The sequence below is a fragment of the Sulfitobacter sp. HI0027 genome (assembly GCF_001634775.1).
In the GTDB taxonomy this organism is placed as follows: domain Bacteria; phylum Pseudomonadota; class Alphaproteobacteria; order Rhodobacterales; family Rhodobacteraceae; genus Sulfitobacter.
Genome location: NZ_LWER01000457.1, coordinates 1 through 16,432 on the forward strand (window position 1 = coordinate 1; position 16,432 = coordinate 16,432).

Consider the following 16,432-nt stretch of genomic DNA (forward strand, 5'->3'; position numbering starts at 1 on the left):
ATGCGGGCATCGTTGGATTCACTATCGCAGTGCAATCGGGCCGGTTTTTGACGATGGGTGAGAAACTTGCGCGAATTTGACGGCTAAGTTGGGCGCTTTGGGGCGCGTAGGCCACAATCTATAAAGTGTTTAAAATCCTACAGTTATCGCCAGATCAGGAAACAATTGATCAAACCGGATGCGATTACGTCCAGTTTAGCGACAGCAATGCGGCATGAAACGGGCGACCATCGCCCCAATCTCGCCCCGTTCAGAGCGTGATGGCCGAGAGCAGGCGGCCATAGTCAGCCTCTTTGGCGTGGGTCGTGCGCCGGTAGGAATAGAATCGCGTGGCGTCGGCATAGGTGCAATGCCGCGTCCATTCCGCATGACCCACACCCGCCGCGCGCAGACGGTTCAGGCCAAAGCCCGGCAAGTCGAAATGCAGACGGTCACCTTCGCCTTGGGCAAAGTAACGGGCAAACTCGGGGTCGGCGCTCATGAAGTTGTCGAGAAACTCTGGCCCGACCTCATAGGCGCGCTGGCTGATCGAGGGGCCAATCACCGCAGTGATCTTTTCGCGCGTGGCGCCCAGATCAACCATCGCATCGACGGTCGCCTCAAGTATTCCATCAAGCGCGCCGCGCCAGCCTGCATGGGCCGCGCCGACCACACCGGCCTGCGCATCCGCAAAGAGCACGGGCTGGCAATCAGCGGTCAGGATCGACAGGGCGATGCCGGGGGTTTTGGTCACCAGCGCATCGGCGCGGGGCTTGTCGTCGCGTGGCTCCGTCACGGTAACGACGGTGGCAGAATGCACCTGATGCACCCCGACAAGGTGGTCGGCGGGGAGGCCCATCGCCTCGGCGGCGCGGGCGCGGTTGATGCGCACGATCTCGGACTGGTCCGAGCTGCCGCTGCCGCAGTTCAGCCCGGAAAACACCCCCGATGACGCGCCGCCACGGCGGGTGAAAAACCCGTGCCGCAGAGGGGCAAGCGCATCTGATGTGAGAATTTCGAGCGTCATACTTCTGTCCCCGGGGGCGGGGTCTGACCTTTTTGGTAGAGCCCCATTACTTTGAACAGGTTTCCCATTTCCGCCGGATGCGTCAACCGCCGATGTGCGGCAATGTGGCTGCCAAGCGCGTCACCGGTCAGGAGTTCGGCCAATTTCTGCGCGCGGGGGGTGATGCCCAAACGCTCAAGAAAGACGCCTTGGGTGACGACGCGGCTATGGGGGCACGGGCAGGCGAGGGCGAGCGCCTCGAAATCGACATGAGCGGTCAGATCGGCGTGACCGGGGCTGGCCAGCGGGTCTACGGTGGCGTGGTTCGCCAATGCTTGCAGGGTGTCGCCCAAGGCCCGCCAATCGCCATAGTCGACGATCAGCGCGGCGCCGCCATGGGCTGCGATGCGGCTGCCGATCTGTTGCATGATCTCTGCCGCTGGGGCGCAAAGCTCGACCAGATCGCCGTCCTTCGTATCCTCCAGCCGGTGCGTGAGGGCGGGCTGTGGGGTCACGGGCCCAAGGCCGAAGGTCAGCGCGCCCTCTGCCGCGCCGACCCGCCGCTCCGCCCAGCCCGCGCCTTGGCGGATGAACTGGCGGATCGGCAGCGCGTCGAAAAACTCATTCGCAATCAGGAAAAGCGGCGCATCGGGCAAGTCTGCAGCGCTATCCAACCAAGTGATGTCATGGCCTTGCAACGTCTCACGCTGCACGTCGCGCAGAGCGGGGGAGGCTTCGACCAGCGTAATCTTCGCAGCGGCCAGAAATCCCGGCACCTGCGCGCAGGCGCGCAGCATATCGGCCATCAATGTGCCGCGCCCCGGCCCAAGCTCGGCCAACGTGAAAGGCGCGGGCGCACCCTGATCCAGCCAGCTTTGCGCCAGCGACAGGCCGATCAACTCGCCAAACACCTGGCTGATCTCCGGCGCCGTTATGAAATCCCCCTCTGCGCCAAAGGGCGCGCGGGTCGTGTAATAGCCCCAGTCGGGATGCAACAGGCAGGACTGCATATAGTCGTCCAGCCGCATCGGCCCTTCCAGTGCGATCCGCGTGAGCAGATGGTCCTTCAGGCTCATGCCTGCCGCCGCGCCCGAATGATCAAAAAGATGCCTACGGCGATCATTGGCAGCGATAGGATTTGCCCCATGGTCAGCCCCCAGCCGCCGATATGCCACGCCAGCCCCAGTGGGTTGCCGGGGGTGACGAATTGCGCATCTGGCTGGCGCAGGAACTCAACCGCGAAACGTGCCGCGCCATAGCCCGCAAGGAAGGTGCCGCCGATCAGGCCGGGCGTTTTCAGCGCGCCGCGTTTCCATGCCATCCAGATCAGCACGCCGCCCAAGACCAGCCCCTCCAGCAGCGCCTCATAGAGTTGCGAGGGGTGCCGGGCGCAGATGCCGGCCACGTCGGGGCAGAACTGCGCTGCCTCACCGGGGAAGGCCACGCCCCAAGGCAGATCGGTCGGACGGCCCCAGAGCTCGGCGTTGATGAAATTCGCCAGCCGCCCCAGAAACAGGCCCGGCGCCAACCCCAAACACACCATATCTCCGGTCGAGATCACCGGGATGCGATGCCGCCAAGTATAGAAGAGCCCGGCCAGAATGACCCCAAGCGCCCCACCATGGAAGGACATGCCGCCCTCCCAAAGCTGCAAGATCGCGGCGGGGTTCGACAGGTAATAGGCTGGTTGATAAAACAGCACATAGCCCAACCGCCCGCCAAGGATCACGCCCAGAATAACCCAAAAGAGCAGGTCCTCGACCTGACCGGGCTTCATGACGGGCGTGTCATTCTTCCACAGTTGTGGGCGCTTTACCGCTGCGGTGGCGATGCGCCAGCCCAGCAGAATGCCCACGATATAGGCCAGCGCATACCAGCGCAGCGCGAAGGTGGCACCAAACAGGTTAACCGAAAAAATTTCCGGCGCGATATCGGGGAAGGGGAGCATTGCTATCATGGTGCTGATTGAGCAAGGCCACGCGGGGAAGTCAACCTTGCGAGTAAGGGCTTCGCGCCCCATATAGAGGCTAACAAACCTCCGGAGGCCAGACATGCAGACCCGTAACAAGTTTTTCGATGACGTATCACAGATGATGACAAACGCGATGGGCGTCGCCCAAGGTGCCAAGGATGAGGCCGAGACTGCCATGAAGGGCATGCTCGACCGTTGGCTCGCTGATCGTGATTTTGTCACCCGCGAAGAATTCGACGCGGTGCGTGCCATGGCGCAAAAGGCCCGCGAAGAGAACGAAGCGCTGAAAGCGCGGCTCGACAAGCTCGAAACCAAGGGCTGAGGCCCGAGCCCAGGCCAAATCTGATCTGCCGCCCCCAAGGTTGGGGCGGCGATCCTCCGCGCCGGCAGAGGCTAATCTTGCCCCGGCGCAGCACCTCTCTCCAAATTGTAGACGTTTTCCGCGATTTACCCACAAGTTATTGCGGTTATCCCCTATCAATTGTGGTTATCCCCAAGAAAAACCTTGCCAGACTGTTCCGCTAGAAGCACCATATCTTGTATAGGTGATGTGAACCTACACGCCTATTTGTGCAGGCTTCCATGAATGGTGGGCCACGTCCCGCCCCGTGGAACAGATTGAGAGGTGGCGAAATGGCCCTGTCCGAGCATTACCTTGAAGAAGACGTTCACCCGATTGATATCGTTGAAAATATCGCGGCGCACCATGATTGGGAGTTCGACCGCGTGGCGGATGACCAGATCGCCATGGCTGTCGAAGGGCAATGGCGAACATATTCGATAACGCTGGCATGGTCTGCCTATGACGAAACGCTGCGCCTGATTTGCACCTTCGAGATGGAGCCGCCTGCCGAAAAACTTCCGCAGCTTTACGAATTGTTAAACCTCGTCAACGATCAATGCTGGGCGGGGGCGTTCAGTTTCTGGCCGGATCAGCAGTTGATGGTCTACCGTTACGGCTTGGTGCTGGCCGGTGGGCAGGTCGCGGGGCCAGAGCAGATTGATACGATGATCGGTGCCGCTGTCATGAGCGCCGAACGCTACTACCCCGCGCTGCAATTGCTCGTCTGGGGCGATCAAACCCCCAAGGCCGCGATGGACGTCGCCATTGCAGAGGCTTACGGCCGGGCGTAACAAAGTCCCCGAACAACTTCGGGGGATGACGATGAAAGACGGCAGAGTGGCGCACGATGGCTTGGTTTTGCTGGGCTGTGGCAAAATGGGATCCGCCATGTTGGAAGGCTGGCTGGCAAAGGGACTGCCTGCAAGCTCGGTTTGGGTCGTGGACCCCAAGCCCTCCGATTGGCTGCAAAGCACGGCCGTGAACCTGAACGCCGATCTGCCTGCTGCGCCAGCGGTGGTGCTGGTAGCGGTCAAACCACAGATGATGGCGGACGCGCTGCCGACGCTTCAGGCGATGGGCAATGGGGAGACGCTTTTCGTCAGCGTCGCAGCGGGCACCACCATCGGCTATTTCGAAAGCGTCCTTGGCGGCGACACACCCATCGTTCGGGCCATGCCCAATACCCCCGCTGCCATTTCCAAAGGGATCACCGCCATCGTTGGCAACGCCAAGGCGGGCAGCCGGTCTTTGGATGAGGCTGAGACCCTGCTCAGCGCCGTGGGCGAGGTTGTGCGTCTGTCGGAAGAGGCGCAGATCGACGCGGTCACGGGGGTCAGCGGCTCGGGCCCAGCCTATGTCTTTCACATGATCGAATGCATGGCCGCCGCCGGGGTGGCCCAAGGCTTGCCCGAAGAACTGGCCATGCAATTGGCCAAGGCGACCGTGGCCGGGGCAGGGGCGCTGGCGATGCAGGCCGAAGAAGACCCCGCCCAGCTTCGCGTCAACGTGACCAGCCCCAATGGCACGACCCAAGCGGCGCTTGAAGTGCTGATGGATGAGGCCGAGGGCTTCCCGCCTTTGTTGAAACGCGCCGTGGCCGCTGCCGCAGACAGATCGCGGGAGTTGGCCAATGGCTGAGATCACTTTTGACGATTTTCTCAAGGTCGACATTCGCGTCGGCACCGTGACCCGGGCCGAAGCCTTTCCCGAAGCGCGCAAACCGGCGATCAAACTCTGGGTGGATTTCGGCGCTGAGATTGGGGAGCGTAAGACCTCTGCCCAGATCACGGCGCATTATAACCCCGAAACGCTGGTGGGGCGGCAGGTCATGGCCGTGGCGAACTTCCCCGCGCGCCAGATCGGGCCTTTCATGTCCGAAGTGCTGGTGCTTGGCCTGCCGGATAAGGACGGAGAGATCGTGCTCTTGTCGCCCGATCAAAAAGTGCCCGAAGGAGGGCGGATGCATTGAAAAAGATACTGATTGCCAGACCCTTGCCCAAGGAGGTCACCAGCACGTTGACGGGTTGCGAGGTAACCGTTCGCGAGGAAACCGCGCCCCTCTCGGCCGCGGAAATGCGCGCGGCTTTGCGCGACTATGACGGGGTAATGCCGACCTTGGGGGATGTATTCTCGGCCGAAGTCTTTGCCGATGTGCCCGCCCCACGCTGCAAGATCCTCGCGAATTTCGGCGTTGGGTATAACCATATCGACGCCGCCGCGGCCCGCGCGGCGGGGGTGGAGGTGACCAACACGCCCGGCGCCGTCACCGATGCCACGGCGGATGTCGCCATGACACTCATGCTGATGTCCGCCCGCCGCGCCGCCGAAGGGGAGCGGTTGGTCCGCTCGGGCGCATGGGAAGGGTGGCACCCGACGCAGATGCTGGGGTTGCACCTTACCGGCAAGCGGGTTGGCATCGTCGGCATGGGCCGGATCGGGCAGGCCATCGCGCGGCGGTGTCACTATGGGTTCGAGATGCAGGTCAGTTATTTTAACCGCAGCGCGAAGGAGTTGGATTTCCCGGCCACCCGTGTCGAAAGCCTGACTGCGCTGGCCGAGGCTGTTGATGTGCTTGTCGTCGCCGTCCCCGGCGGCGGTGAGACGCGGCATTTGATCGATGAGACCGTTTTGGGCGCGATGCAGCCCCATGCCCATCTGATCAACATCGCCCGCGGCGATGTGGTGCAGGAGGCCGCATTGATCGAAGTCTTGCAAGCGGGGCGCATCGGCGGCGCGGGTTTGGATGTCTATGAATTTGAACCAAAAGTCCCGCAGGCGCTGCGCGATCTCGACAATGTTGTGCTGCTGCCGCATCTGGGCACGGCGGCGCATGAGGTTCGTGTCGATATGGGGCTGATGGCGGTGGCCAATCTGCAAGCCTTTATCGACGGAGAGACCCCGCCGAACCGGGTTTAACCATCGCCCACGGCGGCGCGCCAGTGTTTGCGGCAGAGTGAGACATAGGTCTCGTTCCCGCCGATCTGCACCTGCGCGCCGTCGCGCATCGCTTGCCCTTCGGCGTCGCGGCGCACGACCATTGTGGCCTTCTTGCCGCAATGGCAAATGGTGCGCACTTCGCGCATCTCATCGGCCAGCGCCAGCAGCGTGGCCGAGCCGGGGAAAAGCTCACCCCGGAAATCGACCCGCAGCCCAAAGCACATGATCGGCACGCCCAGATCATCCACCGCGCGGGCCAGTTGCCAGACCTGCTCGACCTCAAGAAACTGCGCCTCATCGACGAAGATACAGGCGCAGGGGCCTTGCTCCAACCGGGCTTCGATCTTAGCCAAAAGGTCTTCGCCCGGGGCGAAAGTATCGGCCTCTTGCCCGATGCCGATGCGCGAGGCGATGCGCCCTTCGCCCGCGCGATTGTCGAACTGCGCGGTCAGCAGATAGGGCACCATGCCGCGCTCCACATAGTTATGCGCCGCCTGTAGCAGCACCGTGGATTTGCCAGCGTTCATGGTGGAGTAATTGAAGTAGAGCTTTGCCATGGGCAGGGTGTTACGCCGCCCATGACAGCGGATCAAGATAGAAACCCCGACCCGATCTCACGAGCGGGCGGGGCAAGGCGCGGGCGGTTAACCGCGCTTTTTAACGATCACCGATCCAACGGAATAGCCCGCCCCGAAAGAGCAGATCAGCCCCGTGTCCCCGTCTTGCAGGTCATCGGAATTCTTCGCAAAAGCGATGATCGACCCAGCGGAGGAGGTGTTGGCGTAGTCTTGCAGAATGTTGGGCTGTTCGCCCAGCTCTGGCTCCCGGCCCAGCACCTTGCGCCCGATGAAATCGTTCATCGATTTGTTCGCCTGATGCAGCCAAATGCGTTTAAGGTCGTCGGACTCCAGCCCATTGTCGGCCATATGCCCGCCGATATGATCGGCCACCATGGGCAACACTTCCTTAAACACTTTGCGCCCATTCTGCATGAACTGCATGTCGCGTCGGTCGCTCAGCCCGTCGGGGCGGGACCGGCGGAGGAAGCCATTGTTGTTTCGGATGTTGTTAGAATACTCAGTCGCGCAGCGGGTAGAGATGACATCGAAACAGGGGCCTTCGACATCTTCGGCACGCTCCAGCAGAGTGGCGGTGGCGACATCGCCAAAGATGAAGTGGCAATCCCGGTCGCGCCATTCGAGGTGGGCTGAACAAATTTCCGGGTTCACCACCAAGGCAGAGCGGATGGAGCCGGAGCGGATCATATCAGCCGCCGCCTGAATGCCGAATGTGGCCGAAGAACAGGCTACGTTCATGTCGAAGGCAAAACCCTTCACGCCCAGAAGCTCTTGAATTTCGATGGCCACGGCGGGGTAGGCGCGCTCAAGATTGGAAGCCGCGCAGATCACCGCATCCACATCATCGGCGGACTTTCGAGCGGCAGCGAGCGCCTTTTGCGCAGCATCAACCGCCATTTCCGCCATTAGGGAGGGTTCCTCATCCGCGCGCTGGCGCAGCAGGGGGTGCATGACATTGGGGTCCAACACGCCGGATTTGTCCATGACATAGCGCTGCTCAATGCCGCTGGCTTTGACGATGAACTCTTCCGAGGAATGCGCCTTGGCCTCTAGGGTGCCTGCGTCGATCGCCTCGGCATTCTCGGCGTTGTAGAGGTCGGCATAGGCGTTGAAGGCTTCGACCAGTTCGGCGTTGGTGATGGTCTGCTGAGGCGTGAAAACGCCCGTGCCGGTGATGGCGGCTTGATACATCGGTGTGATCCCTTTCTCTCCAACGGCGTGGCTGGTCTACTAAAGCTGAGCAGCCCCGGTGGAATTGCAAGGGGCCGTTGTCATGGTCGGCGCACTCTGATGCAGGGGCAGCAAGGTGCAGGTTTCATACTTTAGCGAAACCGCGCGGGACTTGCCACGGCTTTGAGGTGGCAGGCGTGTGAAAGCCGCTACAGTTGAAAAATTTGATCGCCTATGACGATACGCGCTGGCTTGACTATGCAACCGGCAGGGCGCAGTGATCGCTCGTTAGCAGTCATTAATTGAACGAGAACAGACAGATTTTTTTAAGGGCGGCGGCCATTTCGGCGCGTGATTTACAGGTCCATCAATGACGGATGCCGCAGCCTAGAGCACAGAATTTGCTCACGAATTCAACCTCCGAAAAAGAGAGGTGTCATGAGGCGCAAAGTTATTAGTCGAATGCTTTTCGATCGGGTGAAGCGTTTTTCCAAGGACGAGGCCGGCGGGATGCTGGTCCTTATGTTGGTCGTGTTTTTCGGCATTACGATCTTTGGCGGTCTGGCCGTGGATCTGGCGAACCACGAGCGGACGCGGACCACATTTCAGACCCACCTCGACAATGCCGTGCTGGCCGCGGCCAGCCTGTCGCAAAACCTCGACCCCGAAGAGGTCGTGCGCAGCTACCTGACGTCTGCGGGGCTTGACCCCTCCGAGGTGGCGATCGACACGAGCGAAGAAAAGATCGGCGGCATTTTGGTGGGACGGACGGTCGAAGCCTCGCTTCCCGCCGGGCTGAACACCTATTTCTTTCGATTTTTCGACATCGACACGCTTGGCATGACGATCACGTCAGAGGCGACCGAGCGGGTGGAAGATATCGAGATTTCGCTCGTGCTCGACGTGTCGGGGTCGATGACGGAAAGGTCCAGCGACGGCAGTAGGATGATCAAACTTGACCTGCTCAAAAATGCGGCCAGTGATTTTGTAGAGACGATCCTGAGCGATTCCGAAGAGGGGCGTGTATCGATTTCGCTCGTTCCGTATTCGACCAAGGTGAACCCCGGCTCGGCGTTGTTGGGCCAGTATACGGCCACTCAGGAGCATGACTATTCACATTGCGTCGACTTTGATGCGAGCGACTTCACCAATCTAGGGATCAACACGAGGGCGGAATTGCAGCGCACCGGTCATTTCCTCATTGGCAGCGACTCCACTTGGACGCCGATGACAGGACAGTGGGTGTGCCGTTTCGATGGGGGTTTTGCGGTGACACCTCTGTCGAGTTCCCCTGCCGAGTTAAAGACCCAAATTTCCGCGCTCACCGGTTTGGGTTCGACTTCAATCGATATGGGAGCAAAATGGGGGCTCGCCCTGCTAGATCCATCGGCACAAGATCCCGTTTCGGGATTGATCGCCGCGGGCCAGATCGACCCGGCATTTCAGGGGCGTCCTCATGTCTATGGTGCCGACAATAGCATGAAGGTATTGGTGCTAATGACCGACGGGGAGAACCGCGAGGAATATCGCTTGAAGCCCGAATTCGCATCGGGTCGATCAGATTTGATCAGAACGACCTACGGTAGCAGCACGTATTACACTGTAGAATCTTCGGAGAACTGGTCTGAGAACGACGGCGACAGAACTTATCCCGAAGCCTATTTCTATGCTCAGCATCCATTTGGAAGCCAGCGCATGTGGAGCACTGACACAATCGCCAACAACTCAGGCTACCGCTTTGCGGACCGGGCCAGTGAAGAGCGTCTCGATTGGCCCGAAGTCTGGGCGGAAATGTCACCTTATTACTATGGCTACAACATGTACGGGCGGCGCTTCGATAACTATTGGAGTTACCGCGCGGCGCTTTATCGCGACTATGTTCAGTGGACGGTTGATGCTACGGAAAAAGACCGACGCCTCCGCCAAATTTGCGGCGTGGCTAATGCCGCGGGGGTTGTTATTTATTCCATCGGCATGGATGTCGATAACACGAATTCACTCAACCTCCTGAAAGATTGCGCCTCATCCGAGGCCCATTACTTCGACGTTCAGGGTTTGGAAATCCAAACCGCATTCGACATGATCGCCGCGTCCATCTCTATGCTGAGGCTGACGAAATGATCCGCTTTCTCAAAGACCGCTTTCGCCGGTCCGAGGCGGGCGGGGTCACCGTTGAGTTCGTCATTCTGTTGCCGCTGGTCTTTTACTTCTTCTTCCTTGCGCTTGAGACCGGTCTGTGGAGCGCGCGGGAGATCATGCTGCGCCGTGCTACCAATTTGGCCGTGCGGGACGTGCGTCTGGCGACTGGCGCCACGCCGGGCTATGACGCGATGAAAGCGCTGATTTGCGAGCGTTCGGTCTTTGATGCGGGCTGCCTAGAAAATATCCGGATCGAGATGCGCGCCATGCCGATTGCGGATTGGGCCGACTTGGGCGGGCCTGCGCCTTGCGTGGACCGGGACGAAGATTTCGACCCGGCAAACGGCTTTCTGCCCGGCCAGCAGAACAATCTGATGATGATGCGCGTATGTCGTCTTTTTGAGCCACTTTTGCCGGGGACCGGTTTGGGCCGTCAACTGCCCGAAGGGTCCGACGGGCAATACGGCGTGCGGGTCACCACCGCTTTCGTAACGGAGCCACGCGGATGAGGGCGATTTCTTTAGAGCGTTTTTTCCAATCCGAAGAGGGCAGCCAGACGATTGCCTTCTTGGTGCTGCTGCCTTTGCTGGTTTGGTCAATCATGGCGATGCTGACCTTCACGGATGCCTTTCGGGTGCGCGGGATGGCGACCGATGCCACCGCCGTCATCGCCGACAGCCTGTCGCGCCAGACGACGCCAATCACCGCCGCTGACCTATTGGGGCTGCAATCGGTCGCAGAGCAGCTCACCGGGTATGAGGTCTCTTTGCGGATCACTCAGGTGCGCTGCATTCTGGACTGTGACAGTCTGGGCCGTCGGATCCTCGCGGTGGATTTCTCGCAGGGGGTCGGTCTGGACAGCCTGCTCGATCTCGACTTTATCGCCGGTCTCTCGCGTGAGCGCGTGCCGCTGATGGCCGATGGCGACCGTCTGGTGCTGGTCGAGACAAGTTTTACCCACGAACCGATTGCGCAGATCGGCTTGGAGGCCAAAGAGGTCAGCGTGTCGCATGCCACAAGGATGCGTTTCGCGCCCCAGCTTTGCTGGATAAGGTGCGTCATCAGCTAAGCGGGCACTGCGCCGCCTGAAAAAAGGGGCTGCCCAATGGACAGCCCCGATTTCTTACCCCTGAAGCGCTTTCACACCGATTGCATCCTCGGCCTGCGCCTTGATCGCCAGTGCCGCGGCATGGGCGCCTGCGGCGGTGGTGAAGTAGGGGATCTTGTCGTAAAGCGCGATAGAGCGGATCGACTTGCTGTCTTCGACCGCCTGCGCGCCTTCGGTGGTATTCATCACCAGATGTACATCGCCGTTTTTCATCATGTCGGTGATGTCGGGGCGTCCCTCGTAGACCTTGTTCACCACATCGCAGGCATGGCCATTGGCGGTGAGCCATTCCGCGGTGCCGCGGGTGCCGATCAGGGTAAAGCCTTGGTCCAGCAGGATTTCCGCGGCCTCCAGCATATTTTGGCCCTTGTCGGCGTCCTTGACAGAGAGGAAGGCACAGCCGTTGCGCGGCAGTGGGTTGCCAGCGCCCATCTGTGCCTTGAGGAAGGCGCGGGGGAAGTCGCGGTCCCAGCCCATGACCTCGCCGGTGGAGCGCATTTCCGGCCCCAAAAGCGTGTCGACGCCGGGGAAACGGGCGAAGGGCAGAACCGCTTCTTTGACCGAGAACCACGGCATATTCGGGTCGGCCAATGTCATCGGATCGCCCAGCGGAAGGGTGTCTTCATATGCGGCCTGATCGGGGTAGGGCGGGCGCTGCGGGAAGTTGCTGAGCGGCTCCCCAGCCATGATCCGCGCGGCGATGGAGGCGATGGCGCTGTCCGTCGCCTTGGCCACGAAGGGCACGGTGCGCGAGGCGCGGGGGTTGACCTCAATGAGGTAGATCTCGCCGTCTTTCACCGCGAACTGGATGTTCATCAGGCCCACGACGTTAAGCGCCTTTGCCAGCGCGCGGGTCTGCTCTTCGACCTCTGCGATGATTTCGCGCGGGAGCGAGTAGGGCGGCAGGGAGCAGGCGCTGTCGCCGGAGTGAACGCCCGCCTCTTCGATATGCTGCATGATGCCCGCGACATGGACATTCTCGCCGTCGCAAAGGGCGTCGACATCCAGTTCCACCGCGCCCGACAGGTAGCTGTCGAGCAACACGGGGCTGTCGCCGGACACGACCACCGCATTGGTGATGTAGCGCTCAAGGCTGGCCTGATCGCGGACGATCTCCATCGCGCGGCCACCCAGAACGTAGGAGGGGCGGATCACCAGCGGGAAGCCGATTTCCTTGGCGATTTCCATCGCTTCGGCGTCGGAATGGGCGATGCCGTTGTGTGGTTGTTTCAGGCCAAGGTTCAGCACAAGCTGCTGGAAACGCTCGCGGTCTTCGGCCAGATCGATCATGTCGGGCGTGGTGCCAAGGATCGGGATGCCGGCCTCTTGCAGGCCATTGGCAAGCTTCAAGGGGGTCTGGCCGCCGAACTGAACGATGACGCCGTGCAGCGTGCCGTTCTCCTGCTCGACGCGCAGGATTTCCATGACGTGTTCAAAGGTCAGCGGCTCAAAGTACAGCCTATCGCTCGTGTCATAGTCGGTCGAAACTGTCTCAGGGTTGCAGTTGACCATGATGGTCTCATAGCCCGCATCCGTCAGCGCGTAACAGGCGTGGCAACAGCAATAGTCGAACTCAATGCCTTGCCCGATGCGGTTCGGGCCACCGCCCAAGATCACGACCTTTTTGCGGTCCGAGGGCCGCGCCTCGCATTCCGCTTCGCCCATCAGCGGGGCCTCATAGGTCGAATACATGTAAGGCGTTTGGGCCTCGAATTCGGCGGCACAGGTGTCGATGCGTTTGAAGACGGCTTTGACGCCGAGAGCCAGTCGCGCATCGCGAACCTGCGCCTCGCGGCTGTCGGTCAGCATGGCGAGCCGGGCATCGGTGAAGCCCATCATTTTCAACTCGCGGAAGGTATCGGCATCGTCGGGCAGACCGCTGGCGCGGATGCCCTCTTCGGCTTCGATGATCTCGCGGATCCGGGCAAGGAACCACGGGTCGAACATGGTATGCGCGTGCAGATCGTCGTCGGACATGCCGTGACGCATCGCTTGGGCAATGGTGCGCATCCGGTCAGGGGTCGGGGCCGACACGGCTTTGATGAGTGCCGCCATATTCTCAGGCGCGTCGCCGGGCAGGTCGCTGTTGAGACCGGTGATGGCCACTTCGTCAAAGCCGGTGAGGCCCGATTCCATCGAGGCCAGCGCCTTTTGCAGGCTTTCGTGGATGGTGCGGCCGATGGCCATGGTCTCACCCACCGATTTCATCGCGGTGGTAAGGTAAGGCTCGGCTCCGGGGAATTTCTCAAAGGCGAATTTCGGGATCTTGGTGACCACATAGTCGATGGTCGGCTCGAAAGACGCGGGCGTGACGCCGGTGATGTCGTTGTCGAGCTCGTCCAGCGTGAAGCCCACGGCAAGCTTCGCCGCGATCTTGGCGATCGGGAAGCCGGTTGCCTTGGACGCCAGCGCCGAGGAGCGCGACACGCGCGGGTTCATCTCAATCACCACCATGCGGCCATCGGCGGGGTTCACGGCCCATTGCACGTTGGACCCGCCGGTCTCCACCCCGATCTCGCGCAGCACGGCGATGGAGTGGTTGCGCATGATCTGGTATTCTTTGTCCGTGAGCGTAAGGGCCGGGGCCACGGTGATGCTGTCGCCGGTATGCACGCCCATCGGGTCGATGTTCTCGATCGAGCAGACGATGATGGCGTTGTCGGCGGTGTCGCGCACCACCTCCATCTCGTATTCTTTCCAGCCCAGCAGCGACTCATCGACGAGGATTTGCCCCATCGGCGAGGCATCCATGCCCGAGCGGCAGTAGAATTCGTAATCCTCGCGGTTGTAAGCCACGCCGCCGCCGGTGCCGCCCATGGTAAAGGCGGGGCGGATGATCGCGGGAAGGCCGACGTATTCCAGCGCCTCAAGGGCGAGGTTCACGCCAGCGGCGAGGTCTTTCTTGCCGTCCTCGCGCTTGGGCGCGGTGACGATGGTGGCTTTGGGGTTTTCGATGCCTAAACGGTCCATCGCCTCGCGGAAGAGTTTGCGGTCTTCGGCCATTTCGATGGCTTCGCGCTTGGCACCGATCATCTCGACGCCGAATTTCTCAAGCACGCCCATCTCTTCGAGCGCGAGCGAGGTGTTCAGCCCGGTTTGGCCGCCCATGGTGGGCAGCAGCGCATCGGGGCGCTCTTTTTCGATGATCTTGGCGACGATTTCAGGTGTGATGGGCTCGATATAGGTGGCATCGGCGAGCCCTGGATCGGTCATGATCGTGGCCGGGTTGGAGTTGACGAGGATGACCCGGTAGCCTTCCTCTTTCAGGGCCTTACAGGCTTGAGCGCCGGAGTAGTCAAACTCGCAGGCTTGTCCGATGACAATCGGCCCCGCACCAATGATCATGATCGACTGGATGTCGGTACGTTTCGGCATGGCGGCCCCCTAATTTTGCAAATTGTCCTGCCTTATAGGGATGGCGGCACGGGCTGCAAGGGGGAATGGCTTTGACGGCCCCATAAATAAGGGCGGGGCCGTCTGTTCAACCCTTGCGGGCGCTGTGCTGGGGCGATCTGGCGGGGCGGATGGGGTCAGCCCACAGGCGCGGCGCCTTCGGTATTAAGAAAGATGCGCAGCGTGGCTTCGAACTCGCGCGGTTTTTCCGCGTGGAGCCAATGCCCCGCGCCGGGGATTTTGGCAAAGCGCGCTTGCGGGAAAAGCGCCTTGATCGCCTCGCGATGTTCGGGCTGAACATAGTCCGAGGCCCCCCCCGAGAGGAACAGGGTCGGCCCGGCAAATTGCCCGCTCACATCATCAGGCCAGCCGATGATCTTGGGCATCTCAGCCTCTAGCGCGTCGAGGTTCAGCCGCCAGCGTTTTCCGGGCACGTCGAGCGATTGGGTAAAGAAACTCTGCAACGCGCGCTCTACCCCGGCTGTGGCCAGTTGCGCTTCGGCGTCCGAGCGGCGTTCGATCTGGGTGAGGTCCACGCCGCGCATGGCGTCGATGAACATCTGCTGCGTGTGACCATAGGTGACGGGGGCGATATCGGCGACGATCACCCGGCGCAGCAGGTCGGGCTGGGTCAGCGCCAGCATCATCACCGCCTTGCCGCCCATGGAGTGACCGCAGATGTCCACCGGGCCGCCCAGATGCGTGATAACCTCGGCCAGATCCTGCGCCATCTCGGGATAGCTGTGGGTGTCATGATGCGGGCTGCTGCCGTGGTTACGCATGTCCACCGTGACGACGTGGCGATTGTCGGAAAGACGTTTCGCGATGACGCCCCAGTTGCGGCCAGAGCCATAGAGGCCATGAACGATAAACAGGGACGGACGGTCGGCGGCGGCTTCGCCATATTCGGTGTAATTCAACATGCGGTCAAATTACGGGCATTGCAGCCCGGGGACCAGAGCGATTAGATGCGCGCATGATTGACCGCCAAGATTTCAACACCCGCGCCGAGGCGCTGCGCCCCCTGTTCGAGGACAGGCTGCGCATCAAAGCCCGCGATCTGCGCGAGGCGTTTCACCGCGCCGGGCCGGAACTGCCGCGCGGCATTCGCGGCGATGGGGTGTTGCTGAGCAAGACCGAACATCTGGTCGCCAACCCTCATATCGCCCGCCAGTTGGAGGATGCCCCCGTTTGGGCGGCCTTCAACCGGGTCACGGCGCATTTGCGTGAGATCGACCCCAAGGCCCGGCGGCGCGGGATCATTCTGGATCGTTTGGCGGTGGTGGCCTTTAACATCCTCGTGGTTTTCGTGGGCTTCGTGATCTGGCTTTGGTGGCGCGGCTACGTTTAAGCCGCCGCGCCCAAGGGCTTAGGCCGGGTCGTAATCCGCGTCCGTCACCTTTTCCATCCATTCGACAGCCTCGCCGACCTGCGCCTCTTGCAGGGCGATATGGGTCATGGCGCTGTCTGGCGCGGCGCCGTGCCAGTGTTTCTCTCCGGGGCCGAACCAGACGACATCGCCTTTGTTAAGCGTTTGCACCGGGCTGCCTTCGGTCTGGGCGCGGCCGGTGCCTTCGGTGACGATCAGGGTCTGGCCCAAGGGGTGGACATGCCACGCTGTGCGCGCTCCGGGCTGGAAGGTCACCGTCACCCCGCGCAGGCGGGCGGGGGCCGGGGCAGAGATCAGCGGGGCCATCTCGACCTCTCCGGTGAAGTAATCTTCGGGGCCGGGTTCAGAGGGGCGGCTGCCTTTGGGGTGAATGATCATGCGGTTCTCCTTTGCGGAAGAATGTGGCGCGGGGAGGGG

The 16,432-nt window shown here is 61.3% G+C and carries 17 protein-coding genes; 9 read left to right on the plus strand and 8 right to left on the minus strand.

Annotation, left to right across the window (positions count from 1 at the left end):
- Positions 1-250: 250 nt before the first annotated feature.
- From pgeF to lgt, 3 genes are read right to left on the minus strand one after another with little or no spacing between them, the layout of a single operon-like run.
- Positions 251-1,006 (minus strand): peptidoglycan editing factor PgeF, encoded by a 756-nt coding sequence (pgeF, locus tag A3722_RS22735; RefSeq protein WP_067622772.1) that lies wholly within the window; start codon positions 1,004-1,006, stop codon positions 251-253.
- Positions 1,003-2,061, minus strand: a complete 1,059-nt coding sequence (locus A3722_RS22740) for a class I SAM-dependent methyltransferase (protein ID WP_067622770.1) — start codon at positions 2,059-2,061, stop codon at positions 1,003-1,005. Before A3722_RS22740 ends, pgeF begins: the two co-directional genes overlap by 4 nt.
- On the minus strand, positions 2,058-2,942 hold the full coding sequence (lgt, locus tag A3722_RS22745; RefSeq protein WP_067622767.1) for a prolipoprotein diacylglyceryl transferase: 885 nt from the start codon (positions 2,940-2,942) through the stop codon (positions 2,058-2,060). Before lgt ends, A3722_RS22740 begins: the two co-directional genes overlap by 4 nt.
- A gap of 94 nt (positions 2,943-3,036) precedes the next feature.
- Here lgt and A3722_RS22750 point away from each other — a divergent pair, with 94 nt between their 5' ends.
- The 5 genes from A3722_RS22750 (at position 3,037) to A3722_RS22770 (ending at position 6,216) form a co-directional block, all read left to right on the plus strand.
- Complete coding sequence (locus A3722_RS22750) at positions 3,037-3,279, plus strand: accessory factor UbiK family protein (protein WP_067622764.1); 243 nt, start codon at positions 3,037-3,039, stop codon at positions 3,277-3,279.
- Between the two features lie 311 nt (positions 3,280-3,590).
- Complete coding sequence (locus A3722_RS22755) at positions 3,591-4,091, plus strand: YbjN domain-containing protein (RefSeq protein WP_067622761.1); 501 nt, start codon at positions 3,591-3,593, stop codon at positions 4,089-4,091.
- Between the two features lie 31 nt (positions 4,092-4,122).
- Positions 4,123-4,938 (plus strand): pyrroline-5-carboxylate reductase, encoded by an 816-nt coding sequence (proC, locus tag A3722_RS22760; RefSeq protein ID WP_082849599.1) that lies wholly within the window; start codon positions 4,123-4,125, stop codon positions 4,936-4,938.
- Positions 4,931-5,269, plus strand: a complete 339-nt coding sequence (locus A3722_RS22765; protein ID WP_067631248.1) for a tRNA-binding protein — start codon at positions 4,931-4,933, stop codon at positions 5,267-5,269. Before proC ends, A3722_RS22765 begins: the two co-directional genes overlap by 8 nt.
- Positions 5,266-6,216 (plus strand): 2-hydroxyacid dehydrogenase, encoded by a 951-nt coding sequence (locus A3722_RS22770; protein ID WP_067631245.1) that lies wholly within the window; start codon positions 5,266-5,268, stop codon positions 6,214-6,216. The genes A3722_RS22765 and A3722_RS22770 overlap by 4 nt, the downstream gene beginning before the upstream one ends.
- On the opposite strand, the gene A3722_RS22775 is transcribed toward A3722_RS22770, so the two are convergent.
- Complete coding sequence (locus A3722_RS22775; protein WP_067631243.1) at positions 6,213-6,794, minus strand: thymidine kinase; 582 nt, start codon at positions 6,792-6,794, stop codon at positions 6,213-6,215. The two genes, A3722_RS22770 and A3722_RS22775, sit on opposite strands and share 4 nt — an antisense overlap.
- A gap of 87 nt (positions 6,795-6,881) precedes the next feature.
- A complete protein-coding gene (locus A3722_RS22780; RefSeq protein WP_067631241.1) occupies positions 6,882-8,006 on the minus strand; it encodes a beta-ketoacyl-ACP synthase III in 1,125 nt (374 codons plus the stop codon).
- A 417-nt stretch (positions 8,007-8,423) separates the two neighbouring features.
- Here A3722_RS22780 and A3722_RS22785 point away from each other — a divergent pair, with 417 nt between their 5' ends.
- Genes A3722_RS22785 through A3722_RS22795 form a run of 3 tightly spaced genes read left to right on the plus strand, consistent with a single transcriptional unit; the run spans position 8,424 to position 11,193 of the window.
- Complete coding sequence (locus A3722_RS22785) at positions 8,424-10,106, plus strand: pilus assembly protein (protein WP_150120380.1); 1,683 nt, start codon at positions 8,424-8,426, stop codon at positions 10,104-10,106.
- Entirely contained in the window at positions 10,103-10,633 is a 531-nt protein-coding gene (locus tag A3722_RS22790; RefSeq protein ID WP_067631235.1) for a TadE/TadG family type IV pilus assembly protein, read from the plus strand. The genes A3722_RS22785 and A3722_RS22790 overlap by 4 nt, the downstream gene beginning before the upstream one ends.
- Positions 10,630-11,193, plus strand: a complete 564-nt coding sequence (locus A3722_RS22795) for a TadE/TadG family type IV pilus assembly protein (protein WP_067631232.1) — start codon at positions 10,630-10,632, stop codon at positions 11,191-11,193. The genes A3722_RS22790 and A3722_RS22795 overlap by 4 nt, the downstream gene beginning before the upstream one ends.
- 54 nt (positions 11,194-11,247) lie before the next feature.
- On the opposite strand, the gene carB is transcribed toward A3722_RS22795, so the two are convergent.
- Together carB and A3722_RS22805 are read right to left on the minus strand one after the other, a co-directional pair.
- Positions 11,248-14,607 (minus strand): carbamoyl-phosphate synthase large subunit, encoded by a 3,360-nt coding sequence (gene carB, locus A3722_RS22800; protein WP_067631229.1) that lies wholly within the window; start codon positions 14,605-14,607, stop codon positions 11,248-11,250.
- 155 nt (positions 14,608-14,762) lie between these two features.
- Entirely contained in the window at positions 14,763-15,548 is a 786-nt protein-coding gene (locus A3722_RS22805) for an alpha/beta fold hydrolase (RefSeq protein ID WP_067631227.1), read from the minus strand.
- 53 nt (positions 15,549-15,601) lie between these two features.
- Between A3722_RS22805 and A3722_RS22810 the strand changes: the two genes are divergently transcribed.
- Positions 15,602-15,976 carry a hypothetical protein gene (locus tag A3722_RS22810; protein ID WP_067631224.1) on the plus strand — a complete coding sequence of 125 codons (375 nt, stop codon included), beginning with the start codon at positions 15,602-15,604 and terminating at the stop codon, positions 15,974-15,976.
- Between the two features lie 18 nt (positions 15,977-15,994).
- Here A3722_RS22810 and A3722_RS22815 read toward each other — a convergent pair.
- Positions 15,995-16,432 (minus strand): (R)-mandelonitrile lyase (locus A3722_RS22815; protein WP_330220247.1); only part of this gene is annotated, 438 nt, incomplete at its 5' end.

What these genes read in the sequence shown, in the direction of transcription:
- A3722_RS22765 (WP_067631248.1), top strand. Translation starts at nt 4,931, where the DNA reads ATGGCTGAGATCACTTTTGACGATTTTCTCAAGGTCGACATTCGCGTC.
- A3722_RS22775 (WP_067631243.1), bottom strand. Translation starts at nt 6,794, where the DNA reads ATGGCAAAGCTCTACTTCAATTACTCCACCATGAACGCTGGCAAATCC.
- pgeF (WP_067622772.1), bottom strand. Translation starts at nt 1,006, where the DNA reads ATGACGCTCGAAATTCTCACATCAGATGCGCTTGCCCCTCTGCGGCAC.
- A3722_RS22740 (WP_067622770.1), bottom strand. Translation starts at nt 2,061, where the DNA reads ATGAGCCTGAAGGACCATCTGCTCACGCGGATCGCACTGGAAGGGCCG.
- A3722_RS22810 (WP_067631224.1), top strand. Translation starts at nt 15,602, where the DNA reads ATGATTGACCGCCAAGATTTCAACACCCGCGCCGAGGCGCTGCGCCCC.
- A3722_RS22805 (WP_067631227.1), bottom strand. Translation starts at nt 15,548, where the DNA reads ATGTTGAATTACACCGAATATGGCGAAGCCGCCGCCGACCGTCCGTCC.
- A3722_RS22755 (WP_067622761.1), top strand. Translation starts at nt 3,591, where the DNA reads ATGGCCCTGTCCGAGCATTACCTTGAAGAAGACGTTCACCCGATTGAT.
- lgt (WP_067622767.1), bottom strand. Translation starts at nt 2,942, where the DNA reads ATGATAGCAATGCTCCCCTTCCCCGATATCGCGCCGGAAATTTTTTCG.
- A3722_RS22785 (WP_150120380.1), top strand. Translation starts at nt 8,424, where the DNA reads ATGAGGCGCAAAGTTATTAGTCGAATGCTTTTCGATCGGGTGAAGCGT.
- A3722_RS22780 (WP_067631241.1), bottom strand. Translation starts at nt 8,006, where the DNA reads ATGTATCAAGCCGCCATCACCGGCACGGGCGTTTTCACGCCTCAGCAG.
- A3722_RS22750 (WP_067622764.1), top strand. Translation starts at nt 3,037, where the DNA reads ATGCAGACCCGTAACAAGTTTTTCGATGACGTATCACAGATGATGACA.
- A3722_RS22795 (WP_067631232.1), top strand. Translation starts at nt 10,630, where the DNA reads ATGAGGGCGATTTCTTTAGAGCGTTTTTTCCAATCCGAAGAGGGCAGC.
- proC (WP_082849599.1), top strand. Translation starts at nt 4,123, where the DNA reads ATGAAAGACGGCAGAGTGGCGCACGATGGCTTGGTTTTGCTGGGCTGT.
- carB (WP_067631229.1), bottom strand. Translation starts at nt 14,607, where the DNA reads ATGCCGAAACGTACCGACATCCAGTCGATCATGATCATTGGTGCGGGG.
- A3722_RS22790 (WP_067631235.1), top strand. Translation starts at nt 10,103, where the DNA reads ATGATCCGCTTTCTCAAAGACCGCTTTCGCCGGTCCGAGGCGGGCGGG.